At 65.8% G+C, this 14,885-nt stretch carries 13 protein-coding genes; 7 read left to right on the forward strand and 6 right to left on the reverse strand.

Annotated features, from left to right (window positions below; genetic code table 11):
* Positions 1-172: 172 nt before the first annotated feature.
* The gene (locus GFD32_RS03255) at positions 173-1,201 is read right to left on the reverse strand and encodes a Fe(3+) ABC transporter substrate-binding protein (protein WP_163575137.1); all 1,029 of its coding nucleotides are present in this window, start codon (positions 1,199-1,201) and stop codon (positions 173-175) included.
* A gap of 308 nt (positions 1,202-1,509) precedes the next feature.
* On the opposite strand from GFD32_RS03255, the gene GFD32_RS03260 reads away from it, so the two are divergent.
* Positions 1,510-2,637, forward strand: a complete 1,128-nt coding sequence (locus GFD32_RS03260) for an ABC transporter ATP-binding protein (RefSeq protein WP_455429259.1) — start codon at positions 1,510-1,512, stop codon at positions 2,635-2,637.
* Here GFD32_RS03260 and GFD32_RS03265 read toward each other — a convergent pair.
* From GFD32_RS03265 to dctP, 4 genes are all read right to left on the reverse strand, one after another.
* Complete coding sequence (locus tag GFD32_RS03265) at positions 2,548-4,236, reverse strand: ABC transporter permease (RefSeq protein WP_163575139.1); 1,689 nt, start codon at positions 4,234-4,236, stop codon at positions 2,548-2,550. The genes GFD32_RS03260 and GFD32_RS03265 overlap by 90 nt on opposite strands.
* Before the next feature lie 169 nt (positions 4,237-4,405).
* A complete protein-coding gene (locus GFD32_RS03270) occupies positions 4,406-5,734 on the reverse strand; it encodes a TRAP transporter large permease (RefSeq protein ID WP_163575140.1) in 1,329 nt (442 codons plus the stop codon).
* On the reverse strand, positions 5,731-6,234 hold the full coding sequence (locus tag GFD32_RS03275) for a TRAP transporter small permease subunit (protein WP_163575141.1): 504 nt from the start codon (positions 6,232-6,234) through the stop codon (positions 5,731-5,733). Before GFD32_RS03275 ends, GFD32_RS03270 begins: the two co-directional genes overlap by 4 nt.
* A gap of 92 nt (positions 6,235-6,326) precedes the next feature.
* Complete coding sequence (dctP, locus tag GFD32_RS03280) at positions 6,327-7,436, reverse strand: TRAP transporter substrate-binding protein DctP (RefSeq protein WP_163575142.1); 1,110 nt, start codon at positions 7,434-7,436, stop codon at positions 6,327-6,329.
* Positions 7,437-7,849: 413 nt separating this feature from the next.
* On the opposite strand from dctP, the gene GFD32_RS03285 reads away from it, so the two are divergent.
* Both GFD32_RS03285 and GFD32_RS03290 read left to right on the forward strand, forming a co-directional pair.
* Positions 7,850-9,982 (forward strand): tRNA(Met) cytidine acetyltransferase TmcA, encoded by a 2,133-nt coding sequence (locus tag GFD32_RS03285; RefSeq protein ID WP_163575143.1) that lies wholly within the window; start codon positions 7,850-7,852, stop codon positions 9,980-9,982.
* Positions 9,983-10,010: 28 nt separating this feature from the next.
* Positions 10,011-11,471 carry an aminoacyl-histidine dipeptidase gene (locus GFD32_RS03290; protein WP_163575144.1) on the forward strand — a complete coding sequence of 487 codons (1,461 nt, stop codon included), beginning with the start codon at positions 10,011-10,013 and terminating at the stop codon, positions 11,469-11,471.
* A gap of 71 nt (positions 11,472-11,542) precedes the next feature.
* Here GFD32_RS03290 and GFD32_RS03295 read toward each other — a convergent pair whose 3' ends face one another.
* Positions 11,543-12,016 (reverse strand): Dps family protein, encoded by a 474-nt coding sequence (locus GFD32_RS03295; protein WP_163575145.1) that lies wholly within the window; start codon positions 12,014-12,016, stop codon positions 11,543-11,545.
* Between the two features lie 293 nt (positions 12,017-12,309).
* Here GFD32_RS03295 and GFD32_RS03300 point away from each other — a divergent pair, with 293 nt between their 5' ends.
* Genes GFD32_RS03300 through GFD32_RS03315 form a run of 4 tightly spaced genes read left to right on the forward strand, consistent with a single transcriptional unit; the run spans position 12,310 to position 14,883 of the window.
* Positions 12,310-12,861 (forward strand): hypothetical protein, encoded by a 552-nt coding sequence (locus GFD32_RS03300; RefSeq protein ID WP_163575146.1) that lies wholly within the window; start codon positions 12,310-12,312, stop codon positions 12,859-12,861.
* On the forward strand, positions 12,858-13,214 hold the full coding sequence (locus GFD32_RS03305) for a hypothetical protein (RefSeq protein ID WP_240455533.1): 357 nt from the start codon (positions 12,858-12,860) through the stop codon (positions 13,212-13,214). Before GFD32_RS03300 ends, GFD32_RS03305 begins: the two co-directional genes overlap by 4 nt.
* Positions 13,215-13,222: 8 nt before the next feature.
* Positions 13,223-13,933, forward strand: a complete 711-nt coding sequence (locus tag GFD32_RS03310) for a DUF1007 family protein (protein ID WP_240455534.1) — start codon at positions 13,223-13,225, stop codon at positions 13,931-13,933.
* The gene (locus tag GFD32_RS03315) at positions 13,924-14,883 is read left to right on the forward strand and encodes a nickel/cobalt transporter (RefSeq protein WP_163575147.1); all 960 of its coding nucleotides are present in this window, start codon (positions 13,924-13,926) and stop codon (positions 14,881-14,883) included. The genes GFD32_RS03310 and GFD32_RS03315 overlap by 10 nt, the downstream gene beginning before the upstream one ends.
* The last annotated feature ends 2 nt before the right edge of the window (positions 14,884-14,885 follow it).

Raw genomic sequence — 14,885 nt, forward strand, 5'->3', positions numbered from 1 at the left:
AACGACAAGGCCCGCGGCAGATGCCGCGGGCCTGGGTTACAGAGCCTGGCAAGGGGCACTGGGGGCAGGCCGAAGAGGAGGTCCGATTCCAGGGAAGGAATCGGTAGCGTACAAGGAAGTATTCACAGCGCTTCCTCGTAGGCCTGCCGCCAGGTCAGCCCCGAGCGTGCTCTTACCGCCAGCCGACGCGATCGAAGATCTTGATCGCCTCCGGGTTGTTTTCGCCCAGCACGCTGATGTTGAGATCATCCTTCTTGAAGTCGCCCCAGGACTCCAGCACCTCGTCCATGGCCACGCCGTCCACGACCGGGAACTCATAGTTGCCGGCAGCGAAAGCTTCCTGGGCCTCGTTGGAGGCGAGGAACTCGAGGAAGCGGACGGCGTTGTCGCGGTTGGGGGCATTCTCGACCACGCCGGCACCGCCGACGTTGACGTGGGTGCCTCGTCCGTCCTGGTTAGGGAACAGGATGCCGACTTTCTCGGCCGCCTCACGGTCCGCCTCGTCGTCGGACTTGAGCAGGCGCACATAATAGTAGTGGTTGGCCACGGCCAGGTCGCACTCACCGCTGGCCACGCCACGGATCTGGTCGGTATCGCCACCTTCCGGGTCGCGAGCCATGTTGTCGACCACGCCCTGGGCCCAGGCTTCGGCCTCTTCCGCGCCGTGGTGCTCGATCAGCGAGGCCAACAGCGACTGATTGTAGATGTTGTTAGAGGAGCGGATGCACACCTGACCCTCGAAGGCGGGGTCGGCCAGATCCTCATAGCTGGTGATTTGACTGGGGTCGAAGTTGTCGCGGTTGTAGAAGATGACGCGGGCACGCTGGCTGAAGCCGAACCACTTGCCTTCCGGATGGCGCATCGACTCGGGCAGGCGTTCGGCCAGCACGTCGGACTCGATGCCTTGGAAGATGCCTTCCTGTTCGGCACGCCACAGGCGACCGGCGTCGACGGTGATCATCACGTCGGCGGGGCTGGCGACGCCCTCGCGCTGGATGCGTTCGATCAGCTGATCGGAGTCGCCTTCCAGGACGTTGACTTCGATGCCGGTCTCTTCGGTGAATGCCTGGTAGAGGGCCTCGTCCGAGTCGTAGTGGCGAGCGGAGTAAAGGTTGAGCTCATCGGCGGCAACCCCGGTGGCCAGCGCCGAGCCGGCCAGCGCAATGGCGAGGGGGAGGGCAAGACGCGCGTGCTTGATCATTGTGAACCTCGTAGACGATCCCTGATGAATGATAATACGTTGCATTATTGGCAGTGATATTGAAGCCTCGAAAGTCGGTTTCGTCAAGTCTCGGCCGATGCGTATCTGGCTGATCAGCTTGGTGCAGCGATTGCAACCCTCGCAGAGCAAGGAATCGATGGAATGCGAGTCGCTTTCAAACGCATTCACTGGACAATTCGGGTATGATAGGAGTGTCATTCACTCACATCGACCACCGGCGTGACCCTATGACCCACAAGCTCAATCAGCCAGCCGCAGCGTCGATCAGTCACCCAGCGGTGCTGTCGATGCGTGGCGTGCACCATGCCTTCGGCAAGCGTGACGTCGTGCAAGGCGTCGATCTGGACGTGGCGCCTGGCGAGGTGGTATGCCTGCTGGGGCCCTCCGGCTGCGGCAAGACCACCCTGCTGCGAATCGCCGCCGGGCTCGAGGTGCTCCAGCAGGGTCGCGTGGCGCTCAACGGCGGCGATATCGCCGTACCGCGCGGACGTCACGTGCCGCCGGAGAAGCGCAACGTGGGGCTGGCATTCCAGGATTCGGCGCTTTTTCCCCATCTCACCGTGCTCGAGAACGTCACTTTCGGTCTCAAGCATGAGCCCCACAAGGAACGCCGCCAACGAGCCCTGGCCCTGCTGGAGCAACTGGGCATGGCCGGTTATGCCGACACCTATCCGCACATGCTCTCCGGTGGCCAGCAGCAACGCGTGGCCCTGGCCCGCGCGCTGGCGCCAAGCCCGCAGCTGATGTTGCTCGACGAACCCTTCTCGAGCCTCGATGCACGGCTGCGCGACCGGATTCGCGACGATACCCTGCATGTGCTCAAGAAGGTGGGAGCGGCCACGCTGCTGGTGACCCACGATCCGGAAGAGGCCATGTTCATGGCCGACCGCATCGCTCTGATGTGCGATGGACGCATCGTCCAGACGGGCACGCCGCGTGAACTCTACTGCACCCCTTGTGACCCCTTCGTGGTGACCTTTTTCGGCGAAGTGAACGAGCTGAGCGGCGAAGTGCGCAACGGTCGTGTGGTGACGCCGGTGGGTTCGGTGGATGCCGGGTGGCTGGCCGAGGGCGCTCGTGCCCGGGTGATGATCCGTCCCGAGGCACTGCGTGTCGTCGAGAGGGAAGTGCCGGATATCGGCCATCGTTACAGCCACATCATCATGGCCAAGCTGCTGGGGCGCAGCAGCCTTCTGCACATCTGTGCCCATGGCGAGGATGGGCGCGAAGCTCACCTGCACGCCCGCATGCCGGGCGTCTTCCTGCCCTCCGACGGGCAGCCGGTGGATATCCACCTGGACCTGTCCCAAGTCTTCGTCTTTCCCTCAGGCGTCTCCGGAGCCGGGGCGGGAGCGGCGCATGGCGAGGCTGAGCAGGATCACCGGGATTATGCCCACTGCCACGATGGCCAGTGACGCCGTCGAGGCCTCGGCGAGGCGTTCGTCCGAGGCCAGGCTGTGGGCACGTACCGCCAGGGTGTCGAAGTTGAAGGGGCGCAGGATGATGGTCGCCGGCAGTTCCTTCATGACGTCCACGAATACCAGAATGCCCGCTGCTAGCAGGCTGCCGCGCATGATCGGCGTGTGTACGCGCTTGAGAGTGCCGGCGGCGCTCTGCCCCAGAGTGCGAGCGGCCGCATCCATGCTTGGCGTCACCTTGCCCAGGCTCGCCTCCACGGCGTTGAACGATACTGCCAGGAAGCGCACCACGTAGGCGTAGATCAGGATGAACGCCGAGCCGCTGAACACGAGCCCGACGATCACGCCGTAGTGCTCGTTCAGCCAGGCGTTGAGCGTGCTGTCCAGCCAGGCGAACGGAATCAGAATGCCCACCGCCACCACCGAGCCCGGAATCGCATAGCCCATGGCGGCGATGCGTGTCGCCGTGCGATTCAATGGCGTGTCATTGAGGCGTACGCCATAGCTCAGCATCACCGCCAAGGCCACGGCGATCACCGCCGCAGTGGCGGCCAGCAGCAGGCTGTTGCCGGCGAAGTCGAGAAAGCGCGTTCCCAGTAGGGCATCGCCCTCGTGAAACGCCAGTTGGGTGAGGATACCGCTGGGAATCAAAAAGCCGATCAGTACCGGCAGTGCGCAGGCCGAAAAGGCACCTGCGGCCCGCCAGCCACGCAAGCGGTATTCGGGGAGTTGCTGGTAGCGGTTGGTGGTGTGGAAGTAGCGCCGCTTTCCGCGAGACCAGCGTTCGAGCAGTACCAGGGCGATCACGAAAACCAGTAGGCAGGCGGCCAGCTGGGCGGCGGCGACCGGTTCGCCCAGGCCGAACCAGGTGCGATAGATACCGGTGGTGAAGGTGTCGACGCCGAAGAACTGCACGGCCCCGAATTCATTGAGCGTCTCCATCAGCACCAGGGACACGCCGCCGACGATGGCCGGACGTGCTAGCGGCACGGCGACGCTTCCGAACAGCCGCCAGGGCCCGCGCCCCAGAGTGCGGCCCACATCCAGCACGCATACCGACTGCTCGAGGAACGCCGCCCGGGCCAGCAGGTAGACATAGGGATAGAGCACCAGCGTGATGAGGGTGGCGGCACCGCCCAGCGAGCGGATGTTGGGAAAGTAGTAGTCGCCGTGGCTCCAGTCGAACAACTCGCGCAGCCAGCTCTGCAGAGGGCCGGCGAACTGCAGGAAGTCGGTATAGGCATAGGCGATCACGTAGGTGGGTACGGCCAGCGGCAACAGCAGTGCCCACTCGAAGAGTCGGCGCCCGGGAAAGCGGCACATCACCACCAGCCAGGCCGTGCCGGTGCCGATGATCAGCGTGCCCAGACCCACCGTGACCGTCAGAAACAGCGTGTTGGTGAGGTAGCGGGGTAGCACGGTACTGGCCAGGTGCTGCCAGATGCCATCGGTCGGCATCACGATATGAGCGAGCACCACCAGAACGGGAAGCGCCACGAAGGTGGCCACAGCGAGCAGCAATGCGCTCGAAGGGGAGAAACGGTGCGTGAACCGGCGCGACACGGCGGCAAGCCCGGTGCTGGCAGATCGGGACAAGCGAAGACTCCTTGCGGTGGCCGGCCATGTGAATGCGAGGCCGTAACGGGCGTGAATGGTATCAGTTGCGGCCAATCGCTGCAGCCGGCCAGCGTGACCCGGGTCAATCCTCAACCGAAAACGCCCGCCGTCGGGCGACGGCGGGCGCAAGCGGGAAGTTCTGCCTCGCTCAGTAGCCGAGCAGCAAAGAGGGCAGGCCCAGGATCAACGACGGGAAGAGCGCCATCAGCGCGCAGGCCAGCAGGATCAGTGCGACGAACGGAACGACCGCGCGATACAGGTCCAGCGTTTCGACACCCGGCGGAGCCACGCCCTTGAGGTAGAAGAGCGCATAGCCGAAGGGCGGCGTGAGGAAGGAGGTCTGCAACACCACGGCCACCATGACCACGAACCACAGCACGTCGATGCCCATGCTCTCGACGATCGGCAGCATGATCGGGAAGCTGAGCAGCACGATGCCGGTCCAGTCGAGGAACATGCCCAGGATGAACACCAGGAACAGCATCAGGATCAGTGCGCCGGTGGTCCCGCCCGGCATGGCCATCACCACCTCATGGATCACCTCCATGCCGCCACCAATGGAGAACACACCGGTGAAAGCGGTGGCGCCTACCAGTACCAGCATGACCATGGTGGTGGTCTTGCTGGCTTCGATCAGCGTGCGATAGCAGGTCGACGGTTTGCGGTCGCCGAAGACCAGGAACAGCAGAAAGGCGATGAGCACGCCGATGGCCGAGGCTTCGGTGGCGGTGGCAATGCCGGCGAACAGCGAGCCGAGCACGCCGAGGATCAGTGCCATCGGTGGCAGTACATACTTGCCCAGCATGACCAACAGTTCGCGGGTCGAGACTCCCGCGCGCTCCTCGGCGGGCACCGGCGGTCCATAGCTGGGTTTGACGTGGCAGATGATCAGCACGTACAGCGCGTATAGCACACCCAGCATCAGGCCGGGCACCAGGGCGCCGGCGAACAGCGCTCCCACCGAGACCGGGGAATAGCTGGCCATCAGGATCAGCATGATGCTGGGCGGGATCAGGATGCCCAGGCAGCCGCTGGCCATGATGACGCCGGCGCTCAATTGCTTGTTGTAGCCGTAGCCCAGCATGGGTACCAGGGCGATCATGCCCATCACGGCGATGGACGCGCCGACGATACCAGTGGTGGCGGCCAGTAGTACCGAGACGACGACCACGGTGAGTGCGAGTCCGCCGCGTAGGTTGGCGAGCAGCAGACGCATCGACTCGAACATCTTCTCGGTGACGCCGGAGTCGTTGAGAAAGCGCGCCATCAGGATGAACAGCGGAATGGCCACCAGGACGTAGTTGTCCATGGCGTTGCCGTAGATATTGTTGATCAGAATGCCCAACGTGTTGATGCCGGGCCCCAGCCAGGCGCCCAACACGGCCACGCCGCCCAGCACGAAGGCTAGCGGATGGCCCATGAACAGCCCGACAAGCAGGCCGCCGAACATGAACAGGGTAAGAACTTCGGCGCTCATGCGGCCTCCTCCTTGCGCAGCGCTTCCACGGCGCGAATGACGACGGCAATGGCTTGGAGCAGGAGCAGTGCCGCGGAGACCACGATCACGCCCTTCACCGGATAGACGGGGATCGACACCATGCCATAGGTCGTCTCGCCGCGGCTGAAGGCACGCATGAAGAAATCCCAACCCAAGGTGCTGAGCATCCAGATGAACGGAGTGAAGAAAAGCAGGTAGCCGAGCAACTCGAGGGCGGCCTGCTTGCGGCGCGACAGCAGCCGCTTGAGCACGTCGACTTCGACGTGGGCGTGATGGCGCAGCCCATAGGCCGCCATCAGCATGAAATGGGCACCGAACAGCATTTTGGTGACATCGAAGGCCCAGTCGCTGGGGCGGCCGATGAAGAAGCGCATGGCGATGTCATAGATCACGATCAGGGTGATCACGGCGAGCAGCGGGGCAATCAGGCGGCCGAACCCCTCGTTGAGGGCGTCGATAGCCCTGGCAATGGCATTCATGATTGAGGATCTCGGGATCGGTCAGGTCGGTGAAGCTCTGCGCGAAAGCGGGGGCGATGGGATGGGCCTCGGCGAGGCCCATCCGCTACCGCTTACTGGTTCATGCAGGCTTCGATCTCGTCGAGAGACGGCAGGTCGTCGGTGACGCGGCTCATGTTGTAGGGCACCGAGATGTCCCGCCAGTTGGCATAGTGCTCCATGTAGCTGATCATGGAGTGATAGATCTTGGCGTGCATCGGATCCTCGCAGGCGCCCTGCACGATCACGTCGTTGGTGATCTGCTGGATCTCGGCGAGATCCTCGTCCGAAAGCTGGTTGATCTCGGTGCCGTCCTCCTTGAACTTCACCGTACCTTCGGTGGACTCGCGCTCCGACCAGGCCAGCGACCAGGCCATGGTGGCCTCGGCGGCGATCTTCAGCTTTTCCTGGGTTTCTGCGGAGAGGGCGTCCCAGGCATCCTTGTTGATCATCACGCCGAACACGCTGGCAGACTGGTGCCAGCCGGGCACGGACCAGTAGTCGGCGACTTCGCTGAAGCCGGCCTTGTAGTCGACGCCCGGTGTGGAGAACTCAGCGCCGTCGACCACGCCCCGCTCGATGGCCTGGTAGATCTCGCCGCCGGCCAGGGTGACCTGTGAGCCGCCGAGCTGCTCGAGCACGCGGCCCTGGTCGCGGCCGGAGAGGCGCAGGCGCTTGCCTTCCAGGTCGGCGAGGCTTTCGATGGGCGTGCCGCCGCGAAAGCCCGACTCGTTGTTGGTGATGCCGTAGGGCAGGTAGACCATGTTGTAGTCGCCGTAGACCTCCTGGTAGAGCTCCCAGCCGCCCCACTCCATGATCCAGTTGAGGTAATCGACGCCGTTGAACAGGCTGGTGGTGGTAGCCAGCGGCGAGAAGGCCGGGCTGCGGCCGGCCCAGTAGCCGGGCCAATCGCCGGCTGCCTGGATGGCCCCGGTCTCGGTGGCGTCGAACACTTCGGTGCCAGGCATCAAGGTGCCGCCGGCACGGAAGTTGATCTGCACCTCGTCGCCGGCCAGCTTGTTGACCAGCTCGGCCCAGTGGCGGTCGATCTCGATCAGGTCCAGGTTGTCGGGCCAGGTGGTGGTCATGGTCCACTGTTCCTGAGCCTGGGCGGTGGTGGAAAGCGTGGCTAGGGCGATACCTGCAGCCAAACCAGTGAGGGCGAACTTGCGAGACTTGTTCATGCGATGCTCCCTTCGTGGGTCTTCTTGTGCCTTTTGTCGTTGCGTCGTGAGCCACCCGAGGGGGCTCGCCGGCCAGCGGCCGGTATGAGTTATGGCGCAGTGCAACAGCAAGATACAAGCTAGCATGCTCTCGTTGTCACAATCGACCTCTGGTGAGGGCTGGGGGGTCGGCCGCTGTCGGGGGATGCCTATCATCCGCTTGAGGCCATGAAATTTCTTTTATTTCATGTGGTTGATGGAAAAAAGCGAAGTCGTAAAAGGACGTTGGGGGAGTGCAGAGCGTTGAAACGAGCGTGTGATATAGACCAAAGTTGTAAGCTGATGCCCGTATTCTCTGTAATGCCGAGCGCGGCGCGGTGCAGCGATGATGAGCCTCTCCGACACTGGCTGGCAGGCCATGGTTGGAGAACCCGATGAGCGAGGCTGAGGTACTGATCGGCTGGTCACGCTGGCTGAGCGCACGGCGCTGGCGCGGCCTGGTGTGGCTAACCGGTGAGGCGGCGGTGCGGCGCAATCGTGCGCTGTCCGTCTGGCATTGCGGAGGCTGGCAGGCGCCTTGCTGGGTAGCCGCCGACTGCCCCCAGGACGTGACGGCGATGCACTGGCTGCCGCCCGGCCAGGCGCTTACCCGGCTGGGTGGCGAGCACGACTTGATGGTATTCGATGCCGGTAAGGCCGGTGACGCCTTCGACCCCGATGCCTTCGGTGCACTGACCGGCACGCTGCGTGCCGGCGGTCTGGTGCTGCTGCTCACCCCCGCGGCCTGGGGCGAGGTGGCAGGCACGTGCTATGTGAGGCGACTCGAGCACCGGCTGGTCGGCTCGTCCGATCTCGCCCACTGGCCGGATTCCGTCGTTGCGCCTCGGCTACCGACGCTGACATCGCCCCCCGAACATGACGTTTCGGTCGATGATCCGGCATGCCTCACGGCCGACCAGGCCGCCGCCGTGGCGCGTTTGGCGACGATCAAGCGCCGCCGGCCCCTGGTGCTGACTGCCGATCGTGGGCGGGGCAAGACGGCAGCATTGGGCATTGCCTGCGCTCGGCTGCTGGAAGGCGGCGAGGCGCAAGTGCTGCTGACTGCGCCTCGTCCCGCAGCGGTGGCGGCGCTGTTCGAGCGGCTGGCGGTACTGCACCCCCGGGGGTGGCGCGAGGGCAACGTCTTCGTGGCGGCGCATGGTGGCCGGGTCGAGTTCCTTGCCCCCGACGCGCTGTCCGATCGGGTCGCGCGGGGCATCGCGGGTGGTGCCGGCAGTCTGCTGCTGGTCGACGAGGCGGCGGCGATACCGGCCGGATTGCTGGGCCAATGGTTGAGTGCATTTCCGCGTATCGCCTTCGCGACCACCGTCCATGGGTATGAAGGCTCGGGGCGTGGTTTTGCACTGCGTTTTCGCGAGCGGTTGGCCCGACAAACGCCTCAGTGGCGGGAACTCCACCTGGCCGAACCGGTGCGTTGGGGGCGGGGGGATCCCCTGGAGCGTCTGGTCAGCGACCTGCTGTTGCTCGATGCCGAGCCGGACTCGGCCGCCCCCGCCGGCCTGCCCCTGAGCCAGTGCCGCGAGTCGCGCGCTGTGCTGGCCGGTGACGAGCCACGCCTGCGTGAGGTGTTCGGCCTGTTGGTCCAGGCCCACTACCGCACGGCGCCGGACGACCTGCGACGGCTACTGGATGCGCCGGCGCTGCACCTGGCCACCTTGAACGCTGGCAAGTCGCCTCAGGCAGTTGCGGTGTACGCTGATGAGGGTGGGTTCGATGCCGAGCTGGCCGAACGCGTGGCACGCGGCGAGCGCCGGCCGCGTGGCCATCTGCTGGCCCAGTCGTTGGCCGCCCATGCTGGCTCGCGGGCCGCGCTAATGGCTCGGGTGCGCCGCGTGCAGCGCATTGCCGTGCATCCGGAGCGACGTTGCGAGGGACTGGGGCGTCGGCTGATCGAGGCAGAGCTGGCCGAGGCGCACCGCGACGGCACTGACCTGCTGGGCGCGAGCTTCGGCGCCGAACCGGGGTTGATGGCGTTCTGGCAGGCGCTGGGCTTTCGTGCCGTGCGTCTGGGGCTGTCTCGCGAGACCGCCACCGGCGAGCATGCGCTGATGGTGGTGATGCCCACCAGTCCGCATGGTGAGCGGCTCGCCATCGAGCTGGCGGCTCGTTTCCAGCGCCTGTTGCCGAACCTGCTGGCCTTCGAGTTGCGGGAGCTCGAACCGCGGGTTCTGCTGCGCCTGCTCGCCGAGGGGGCGCAGCAGGATCTCAGTGATGCCGACTGCTGGGATTGCCATGACGTGGCCTTCGGTCACCGCGATCCGGCTACGGCACGACCGGCACTGCAGGCGCTGCTGCATCGCTGCCTGGCGCAGTGGAGTACGCCCGACGATGTCGAGATCCTGGCTCTGGGGGCCTGGGCCTTTCAGGGGCGCGACTGGAGCTGGTTGGCATCCCTTCTTGGCGTAGCTGGGCGGCGTAGCGTGCTGGCGGCGCTGCGACGTGCCACGGAACGCTGCCTTGCCGCCATCGATCCGACTTCCCCCGGCGTGGCGGCCCCGGTAAGGTAGCGCGGGTTCAACGACAGGAATTCGCACCATGAATGCGCACCTCGACGACCTCTCTCCGCAGCCGCTATGGCGCCATTTCCGAACCCTGTGCGAGACGCCGCGTCCCTCCGGCCACGAGGCTGAGCTGGTGGCGAAACTGGAAGCCTGGGCTGAGTCTCGCGGGCTGGCGCACGATCGAGATGCGTTTGGCAATCTGCGCCTGCGGAAGCCGGCCACGCCGGGCTGCGAAGGCGCTCCGGGAGTGATCCTGCAGGCCCATCTGGACATGGTGGCCCAGGCCAATGCGGATCACCCCCACGACTTCACCCGCGACCCGATCCAGACCCGGGTGGACGACGGCTGGCTGCGTGCCAACCAGACCACCCTGGGCGCCGATAACGGCCTGGGCGTGGCGGCGGCACTGGCCCTGCTCGAGGACGACGACCTGGAGCACGGCCCGCTGGAAGCGCTTTTCACCCTGGAGGAGGAGTCGGGCATGGGCGGTGCGCTCAACCTCGCCGAGGGGTGGCTGGAGGGGTCGGTATTGCTCAACCTGGATTCCGAAGAGCGCGGCGAGGTGTTCATCGGCTGTGCCGGTGGTGCCGACGTGGTGGTGGAAGCGCAGCTGCCGACGACGCCTTCTGCCGGAGAGGAGGTGGCCTTGCATCTATCTCTCACCGGGCTTGCCGGCGGCCACTCGGGGATCGACATCCATCGCGGTTACGGCAATGCCAACCGCCTGTTGGTCCGCGTGCTGCGTGCCCTGGATGCGTGCGATGTTCGCCTGGTGGACTACCATGGCGGCACGTTGCGCAATGCCATCCCTCGGGAAGCCTTCGCCACGCTCTTGTTGCCCAACGAAGCGGTCGCCGCGGCCGAGCGCTGCGTCGCCAGGCTGCAGGAGACGCTGCGCAGCGAGCTTACCGGTACCGATGAGGGCGTGACGCTGAGACTCGAAGCGGTGAGCGAACCGCCCGGCGAGGCACTGACGGCCCCAGCCAGCCGGCTACTGGTGGCGGCGCTGCATGCGGCACCCTGCGGCGTGGAGCGCATGAGCGTGACGGTGCCGGGGGTGGTGGAAACCTCGAACAACCTGGGGGTGGTGAGCCTCGAGGGTGGCCGTTTCCATCTCTGCGCTTTGGTGCGCTCGCTGCACGATAGCGCCACGACGGACTTGTCCGAGCGCTTTCGGGCGCTCTTCGAGCTGATTGGCGCGCGCACGCGCATCGAGAACGCCTATCCTGGCTGGGCGCCGCGCCCCGACAGTGCTCTGCTAGCGCGTTTCTGTCGCCTGCATCGCCAGCGGTTGGGCAGCGAACCGCAGGTTCAGGTGATTCATGCCGGACTGGAGTGCGGCATCCTGGCCGGCAAGTATCCCAACCTGGAGATGATCTCCTTCGGCCCCTTGATCCGTGGCGCTCACTCTCCCGAGGAGCGTGTCGAGCTGGATTCCGTCGGCGAGTTCTGGATGCTGCTGCGCGGCCTGGTCGCCTCGCTGGCCGAGGAGTAGCGGATGCCATACGCGCCAGCGCCGCCCTTGGGCGGCGCTGGCGTGGCGATGCGCTGGGCGGTCGACCGGTCTCAGCCGAGGTAGGCGCCGAGCATCCACACGGTCTTTTCCTGCTCGCGGATGTAGTCGCCGACCTGGGCGGCGGTACCCTCGTCGTCGGCGTCCGAGGCCAGAGCGAGGATCTCGCGCTGCAGCTCGATCAGCGTCTGGTAGCCCTCGAGCACGCCGCGTGCGCAGGCCTCGCCGTCATGCACGTCCTTGTCCTCGGCGATGCGCGACAACTCGACATAGTCGCTGTAGGCGTGCACCGGCTTGTGGCCCAGAGTGAGGATGCGCTCGGCGACCTCGTCGACCTTGGCCAGCAGGTCGGTGTAGAACTCCTCGAACTTGGTATGCAGCTCGAAGAACTGCGGGCCCTTCACGTTCCAGTGGTAGCCGCGAACGTTCATGTAAAAGATCTGGTAGTTGGCCAGCAGATGGTTGAGCTTCTCGGCGAGCTGGCTGGCGCTGGCCTCGTGCAGGCCGATGGTGTTGGTGTCGGTCATGAAAGTCTCCTTGTTTCGGCGGCGCTCCGACGAATGAGCGGGAATATGGTTATAGCTTACCGGCCTGGCCTTAGGGTGATAAGTATCGCTGTTGTATCGTGCTGATAGCCGTATTCGATGAAATGCTGCCGGATCGGTCCGCTTTCAAGGGGCGATACGCATCGCAAGCGCTTTTGCCGGGACGATGGGGAACCGAGAAGCGTGGCACGGATCACAAGTGCCAGTGGCGCTCTGCATCGTGCCGTCCGGCCGTGTAGACTGCCGGCAATTCGGTTACCGGAGAGCCTCACCCCATGACCCAGCGCTGGCTGCTGCCTGCTTTGCTCGTCCTGCCCCTGGTCGGTTGTCAGTCACCGCCCAGCCGGTTGCCCGTTGCCGAGCCGCCGCCGGCCGCCGAGTGCCGCTGGCAGGTGCCCGGAGCCGCACCGAGCGCCCTGGTGCGTGCTGCAGTGACCGCCCTGGAGGCTGAGGACTTCGTCATTCGCGATACCGACCTGGCGTTGGGGCTGGTCAGTGCGGATCGCTCCGAACGCATCCTCTCCTATCGCAACCCTTACGATGACTGGGCCGGTCCCACCTGGTACGGCCGCTACGGCGTGGGTAGCCGTGGCTGGTTCACCGGGATGTCGGTCGGCTTCGGCGGTGGCAGTGCCTTCGACCGCGATGCTACGCGCCTGGAGCGTGTCTCGCTGGTTGCCGACGGCGACTGGGTGCGTGTCAGCCGCGACCTCCAGGTCATCGACTGGCGTGGCGAGGTGCGCGAGTCACGCAGCGCCAGCGACGCCGCCTTCTGTCGCGATCTGCGCCGTGACCTGGCGGTCGCCTTGTCCGGAGAGACGTCGTGAGAGTCGCGCTGATCCTGCTGCTGAGTGCCTGGCTGATGGGCTGTGCCGCCACCTCTCCCGCCCCCGAGACTCGCGGGGTGCCACTGGCCGTTTCCTCCCAGGTCGCCCAGGCAGCGGTGCTCGACGTGCTGGCCGAACGCGGCTACGTGATTCGCCATGCGGATGCCGAGCTGGGTCGGGTGGATGCCGTGCTGGCTCGCTGGCCAGGCTATCGCGTACGGGCGACCGTCACGCCGGATGGCAGTGGCAGTCGTGCCACCCTGAGTGCCACCTGGGGCGGCCGGCCGTTGCCGCCCGACCGTCTCGACCCGCTGCTCTCCGAGCTGGAAACGCGTCTGGCGGCCGACCCTTGATTGATCCCATGGATAACCACGATCCGGTACACAACATGCCGTTGCGCGTATTATCACCGTTGTCTCTGAAACGCCACTGTCTCGCCGGGGTCTTTCTGCTTTGCGGGCTCTCGTCCGGGGCCGTGTTCGCTCACCCTCATGGCTGGATCGATTTGAGCGTGCGCCTGCTCGTCGATGATCGGGGCCGCGCCACGGCGCTGCATCAGAGTTGGCGCATGGACCCCTTTTACAGCCTGGTGGTCGTGGAGGAGCTCGAAGCGGCTGCGGGCGATGCCGGGTTCGAAGCCGGCCTGGACCAACTGGGTGGCGAGATTCGCGACAACCTGAAGCCCCATGACTATTTCACGGAGGTCGAGCTGGACGGTGAGCCGCAGGCCTTGGCAGAGGTGACGGAGTACACCGTGATGCACCGTGACGCTCGGATCGAGTTCGTTTTTCTGCTGCCCCTGGCCGAGCCTCTGCCGCTGGAAGGCGAGACGCTGCGCTACCGTGTCTTCGACCCGACCTACTATCTGGAAGTGGTGCACGAGGCCGAGGACGGCACTCCCCTGAACCAGGCGCTGACGGTCAGCGGCGATGCCGACTGTCGCCGCCGCATCCTGCCGGCCGCCCCGGACCCTGAACGCGTGATGGAGGCGGCGATGCTCGACCGTACCGATGAGGCCGCTCCCGGCTTGGGGCGCCACTTCGCCGAGACCGGGGAGGTGACATGCGAGTGAAGGCCGGCAGGTGGCTGTTGGCGGCAGCCGGTCTCGTGGCGGTGGCCATGCTGGTGTGGCTGGCCCGAGGAGGGCTGGCCGAACTGAGCCTGCAACTGGTGGCCTGGCAGCGCGATCTGCACCGAGCCTTGTCGCTGGCCATCACCGCACTCTCCGTTTCGCCGTCGCGCGATGCCTGGTTGGCTCTGCTGGGCATCAGCTTCGCGTACGGGGTATTCCATGCAGCGGGCCCGGGACACGGCAAGGCGGTGCTGACCACCTACCTGCTCTCCCATGGCGGAGCCATGCGGCGCGCCCTGGTGCTCTCCGTCGCGGCTTCGCTGCTGCAGGGCATGGTGGCGATCGCTTTGGTGGTGGTGCTGGTGCACGGCCTGGGCTGGGTAACCCGCCAGGCCATGGGCAGCGTGGCGTGGGTCGAACAGGCCAGCTTCGTCATGGTGGCACTGCTGGGCGCCTGGCTGTGCTGGCGGGCCGTGCGGACGCTGCGCCGCCCCCTGCCGGCAACCACCGACGCAAGCCTCGCCGAAACGGGAGGCGCGTGGCATGGCCATGATGAGCATTGCTGCCATGGCCATCATCATGTCGCACCCGAGCAGGCCGCCGACTGGCGCACGGCGCTGGCCACCGTCGCCGCCATCGGTGCGCGTCCCTGCAGTGGTGCCGTCTTGCTGCTGGGGGCAGCTAGCCTGCTGGGGCAGTTTGCGGTGGGGGTGACCGCCGTGCTGGTGATGTCGCTGGGTACGGCACTCACCGTTTCGACGCTGGCCATCGCCAGCGTGGTGGCGCGTGACTGGGCTGAACGGCGCCTGCAACGCCAAGGCCGGCAGTCACGCGACGGGCGTTGGCTGGGCTGGGTATCGCTGGGTGGCGGCCTGGCGATTCTGATGCTGGGTGTGTCGCTGGCCGTCACGGGTGTGAATCAGCCAGCGGCACCGCTGTTCGGCGGCTGAGC

Origin of the sequence: Halomonas faecis (assembly GCF_010993975.1) — a bacterium.
Taxonomy (GTDB): Bacteria; Pseudomonadota; Gammaproteobacteria; order Pseudomonadales; family Halomonadaceae; genus Halomonas; species Halomonas faecis.